General features: G+C 40.7%; 7 protein-coding genes. All 7 read right to left on the bottom strand.

All coding sequences use genetic code 11. The features are described 5' to 3' along the window. Positions 1 to 18: 18 nt before the first annotated feature. Positions 19 to 780 carry a hypothetical protein gene (locus H9S92_RS13550; RefSeq protein WP_187466173.1) on the bottom strand — a complete coding sequence of 254 codons (762 nt, stop codon included), beginning with the start codon at positions 778 to 780 and terminating at the stop codon, positions 19 to 21. A 106-nt stretch (positions 781 to 886) separates the two neighbouring features. Continuing rightward, entirely contained in the window at positions 887 to 1,465 is a 579-nt protein-coding gene (locus tag H9S92_RS13545) for an O-methyltransferase (RefSeq protein WP_187467247.1), read from the bottom strand. A 424-nt stretch (positions 1,466 to 1,889) separates the two neighbouring features. After that, positions 1,890 to 2,555 carry a hypothetical protein gene (locus H9S92_RS13540; protein ID WP_187467246.1) on the bottom strand — a complete coding sequence of 222 codons (666 nt, stop codon included), beginning with the start codon at positions 2,553 to 2,555 and terminating at the stop codon, positions 1,890 to 1,892. A gap of 96 nt (positions 2,556 to 2,651) precedes the next feature. After that, entirely contained in the window at positions 2,652 to 3,755 is a 1,104-nt protein-coding gene (locus tag H9S92_RS13535) for a hypothetical protein (RefSeq protein ID WP_187467245.1), read from the bottom strand. Positions 3,756 to 3,881: 126 nt separating this feature from the next. After that, on the bottom strand, positions 3,882 to 4,439 hold the full coding sequence (locus H9S92_RS13530) for a tyrosine-type recombinase/integrase (protein WP_222936105.1): 558 nt from the start codon (positions 4,437 to 4,439) through the stop codon (positions 3,882 to 3,884). A gap of 125 nt (positions 4,440 to 4,564) precedes the next feature. After that, entirely contained in the window at positions 4,565 to 5,002 is a 438-nt protein-coding gene (locus H9S92_RS13525; protein ID WP_246463820.1) for an outer membrane beta-barrel protein, read from the bottom strand. 16 nt (positions 5,003 to 5,018) lie between these two features. Then, positions 5,019 to 5,255, bottom strand: coding sequence for a hypothetical protein (locus H9S92_RS13520; RefSeq protein ID WP_187466914.1), 237 nt, complete (start codon positions 5,253 to 5,255; stop codon positions 5,019 to 5,021). Positions 5,256 to 5,274: the final 19 nt, after the last annotated feature.

Raw genomic sequence — 5,274 nt, 5'->3', positions numbered from 1 at the left:
ACCTTGGCTCCCCTTAATTTATTTTAATTTTAATCGTCCGAGATAGCCATATTCCCCGACATTTTCCTTTTCCTCTAATTCCATTGGGTTTAAACTCCATGCTTTGGCTACTTCAAGCACGTGTTCTGCATCGGGGTAAAGCATCTTTTCCCAATACTCTTCTTGCTCGGCATCTTTACTATTGGTATCAATCAAATCCCATTTCATTTCAACGCTGGTTGGCTCTCCTTCAATAAAGCTGTTGCCATCTCCTATGTAGTATAATCTTTCCGTGTTGCCATCTACAGATTTCATCCAGAAGGCCGATCCGCTCCCTCGAAAGTTGCCAAACATCTGCGCTTCACCAAATTTTTGGCTCAATCCATTTAAAAATCTTTGTGCTCTTTCACGTCCCTCCATATAACCAGGTTCTGGCAAACCCCAACCTAAAATTAAAATCCAACCTTCAATTGGTGGCAGAACAAAAATTTCCCCGTTTCTTGCTTGCAATTTCCCTTCCACCCAATTTGCCTTCCGCTGTTTCTCCAATCGTAAAGCTTTCAAAAGACTGTTCGTGTCTTCCGTTTTAACTGCCGCCCAGATACACTTATGCCCGAATTTTATGGGTTTGGTTGGGTCTCGCTTTTCCAGTTCTTGTTCCAAAATAGATTTCGGCCTTGGACTACTCTGGCCAAATAATTTTGACATCCATTCAGAAATGGATAACAATATTATGCGGAAAACTAGTTTGTACATTTGTCTTTTTTGTTGCCAAGGGTTATCAATTATCTGATGCTGCATTTGGAAGTTGCGACAATCAGTTAAGTCGCAAACTTACGGCTTTTCTGTGCTCGAAGTTGCAAACTCCTGCTGGCCGCTAAGCTATGTAGGCTAGTGCTGCACTTGCTCACTTTTTCACCGCAATTATTATCCCCGTCGCCCAATTCTGTTTTGTCAATGTCAAGTCTCTTCTGCTTTCCAGGTATTTTACAAAATTGATTGCTTTTTCTTCATGTCCTTCGGGCCAGTTGGATTGTGGCAGCATGTCGTCTACGATGTATAGGCCGCCAGGGTTCAGCATTGCTAGCACTTCGTCCAAAAGCAGGTACTTTCCGTGCCAGGTGTCCGCAAAAATGTAGTCGAACTTCTGCCCCAAGTTGTTTTTCACCCAATCCTCTCCATCCGAAAGGACCAATGCCAACCGCTCGTCTTGCCCTAAATACTGTTGAGCAATGCTTAAAAACTTCTCGTCGTGGTCGAATGAAATCAAGGTGGAATGCTTGTCCATCCCCTCCAGTATCCAAGCTGTCGATAGCCCTGTTCCTGTGCCCAGTTCAAGGAATTTGCCCGCGGGTTTTGCAGCGGCCAGGGTTTTTAGCAAAGAGCAAGTCAGGATATCGGAAGCCATTGTAAAACCGCTTTCTTTGGTTGCCCGGTCAATTTCTAGGTAGGTGGGGGGGATTTTTTGGTTGAGGTTGTTTAGCATGGGGGGTTATTCTTAGATTTTTGTTTTCACATCGCAAGGTGATTGTAGTACAGCAGGAAAAACTTCAACGAAGCGTTCCATCTTACGGATATTCATTTCAGCAGTTTATAGTTTCACTCCTCAAAATAGGGCTCCGACTTGACGAATTCATCACCCGTCCACTTATAAGCAATGACTTCGCCAAGTAGGTATTTATTGTCCTTTGCCGGACCCGATAGTGTGCAGTGCCGAAGTTTACGAAGCATTGACATCATAGCCTTTGCCAGGTGCCATTATTCATCATTGAAAAAAATCCCTGTATAGAGATTGGGCCAATATTTCAATTCTATTGGCCCACAAAACATGATATTTCCCTTTCCTGTACTCAGTTAGAATCCCTACCAGACCAAATTCAATCTTTTTATCTCCCATAAATTTTTCTTCCCTAATTACCCACAAGCCCCCCCCCACTTATACCTTCTGGATCAATTTTTTTTAACTTTTCATGTGTTACTAGGGATGTTGCTTTTCCGTGGTAATCAAATCCTATAACGAAATCCTTATCCATTGAGTACTCATCGTAATGTAAAGAGATAGCTGCCTTACTCACCCAAATATTTCCGACAGACGTGATAGACATGCTTTTCTTGTCAACTTTCGTACTAAGTTGTGGAAATCCAACCGCTAATAGTAATTCCCCCCCGCTAAATTGAATTCCTGGTTTTAGTTTATTCTCCGACAAAAACCACTTATTCTGAATCATATCGATCTCACGCACGGTCCTATCACTCAGTTTAATTACAGCAAGATCAATCCTTTTGTCCTGATCATCATCTAACAGAAGGACATCCCCAGAAATGGACAAGAATGAATCATTCGAATTTTGAAAATAAAGTAAATTATTTCCATCAATACCATCACAAACGTGTTTTGCCGTTATCAAAAACCTAAAGTCTCCTCTTTTTAACAACACCCCTGTACCATACGACTTAGGCGTATTTAATGTTTCCCTGCGTTTATTATTAAACTCATAAGGAAATTTCCACAATTGAATTGTCACTTTCCCTATTTCATTTCTTGCTATCGTCTCAATGATAGTTTCGTCAATCATAATTAATTATTATGCCTAATAAATTACCCATTACGATATTCGGACACACTGCCCTCTTCGACAGGAATACATACTTAAGCGCAATGTGATATGAATTTATTTCAATCTAGCTTCTAGCATCCAATCTCGCCTCCTTAGTATATATGTAGGAATAACCTGATGAAGAAGAAATTTGTCTTTTTCATGTGACCGATTAATTATAGTATTAATATTATTAAACGCCTGTTTCTGAAACTTATTAAACCCAGCAAAAATAGCTTCCATTTCAGGAATATCATGCATTTTTACAAAGTCAAAGTATCGTGACATTACCCCAACCCAGATGTCACTGTACTGAATTCTACGGTCCGCCAAGGAGTTCAAGAAATGGACTTTAGTCAATATGTTGCCGTTATAAACGAGCTCATATTCATCTAAAATGGATTGTATAGTCGCTTCTTCATCCATACAATGCACTGACTCAATATTATTATAAATGACTCCTAAATAGAATTGATGAAAATCTGAAAGCAAAATGTTTTCATCCTCATCCTGCAATAACGTAAATGACTCTTCGCGAATCGCCATCTCGATAAGCGAATGAATGATTTGAGACATTAGGCTACCGTCGTTCTTAATAAGGGCTTGTATTTCCCTAAGGCAAGGTCTAGATTTTTCTAAATTTATATCTGGATAACCGTATTTAACTAAAATTCCATGTAGTCGACTTCTATGCTCCATTAGGCATTCATAAAAAAATGATTTCAACTCAAAAACATATGGCGTATACCTCCCACTCACTTCGCCCTGAAATATTAAAGAGTCAACTATATCCACTAAGGAATAATACATTACGTCAACAGCCGAAAAATGTACAAAATAATTTGAATTAACTAATGAATCCAAAAAAATGTTAAGCCTACTGCTTTTTAAAATATCTTGAAAGTTGCCTTTCGCTAAAGTCTTGAATTTAATTTCTCCAGGCTTTAAATCAATTTTATCGAACAGATTAGGATTGTTATCGTCACCATCAAAACCCACGCCTCCTAGCACAAAGGTATTATATTTTTCTTCATTAAGTCTACCATTCTTAATCCAAAATTTTCTAAAGTTATTAGTTTCATCGTAATAGAGATTGTATTTATTAATTTTACAATCCTTAGAATGAAGCCTTTCAATTGGCTTTATGAAATCGTCCAGAATTAATGTTACTTTATCCATCCTATTTTTTATTACAAAATCAAACTTTAGTATCACATCGATCAACTTAAGAATATACAATCAAGTTCAAGCTAGTGTTTTCTGTTGTTTCGATGAACTACCCTATACCCGCAACAATCCTGTATCTCACTTGCGCTTTTCGCCACCCAGGAGGTCATCCAGGGGACTGAAGATGCTGCGCAGGTGCTGATCCGATACGTGGGTGTAGAGCAGGGTGGTCTTGATGTCTTTGTGGCCGAGCAGCTCTTGGATGTAGCGCACGTCGGTACCGCGTTCGAGTAAGTGGGTGGCAAAACTGTGGTGCAAGGTGTGTGGCGTCACCTTAAGGTGGATGCCCGCACGCCGGGCGCAGGCCCGCACCACGGCCTGCACGCTGCGGGGAGAATAGAGGCTTTCTCCGTCCTGGCCATTAAACAGCCAGCCTTTGGGTTGGTAAGCCTCAAAATACTGTTGCAGCATGGCTTTGAGCTGTTGGCTCAGCATCACTATCCGGTCTTTTCGACCTTTACCCTCCCGTACCAGCAGTTGGTTTCTATCCCAATGTACGTCCGTAAGCCGCAGGGCCAACAACTCGGCCAAGCGCAATCCGGAACTGTAAAGGGTGTAGAGGATGGTCAAGTGCTTAAGGTTTTCGCTGGCGCGTAGGAGCCGGTCTATTTCTTGAATCGATAAGACCGAGGGCAAGATAAGGCTCTTTCCCGGACGTGGTAACCCCTTGAAAAGAAAAATCCGGTCAAAAAATCACTCCAGTGTGGTGAAATCTGATCGCATGGGCGGCCCAATGCCGATGGCGGTCGAAGGCCCCAAGGTTACTTTGTATCTGAAGTCCGTTGCCCAAGTTTGTAAGTGAAACCTAAGAGTAAGTTTGTTGAATTTGTTTTAATAGTTCCCATATTTGCAACTGGCACAGCGCTAACGTTATAAAGCCCAAGGTTGTTTCTCACTTCAAATGAAAATGCAAACGCTGTTTTTATAGGAACAGAAAGACCAAGTCCTGTTGAAATGCCAGTGTCAAAACGTTTAATAAGTGAGGTGTTGTCACTTGTGGTAACGGGAAAATTATCCCCTTGACTTACAAAGTTTTGTTTGATTAAATAGCCAAAGTAGGGTCCAGCATTTATAAAGTAATGAAATTTCTTTCCAAATGTCGCCCGAAGAAGAATGGGTAAAGTCAAGTAGTTAAAATTAGTGTTTACAGTAATTTCTCCCAAAGGATTTCCATTGATGTCGGTTGTCTGTGAAGTCAATACAGAACCCTTTCTTTCAAAGGCGACATTTGTCCGCAGTGAAACAACCTTTTTTCAAATTGTACTGAAAAAAAAGCCCACCAGAAAATCCAATTGCCGATTCATGGTTATCATCAATAAAGTCGTTTCCACGTAGGAATGTTACACTCGGGCTGCCCTCAACGCCTAGGTCAAACCTATTTGTTTGGCCGTAAGCTGTTACTCCGACAGTCAGAATAAGAAGTCCGAGCAAAAGTGATTTAATCTTTGTCATAGTTGTAAATTTTTAATTG

Source organism: Neolewinella lacunae (genome assembly GCF_014349155.1).
Taxonomy (GTDB): domain Bacteria; phylum Bacteroidota; class Bacteroidia; order Chitinophagales; family Saprospiraceae; genus Neolewinella; species Neolewinella lacunae.
This window is presented reverse-complemented; position numbering and strand designations above follow the sequence as displayed.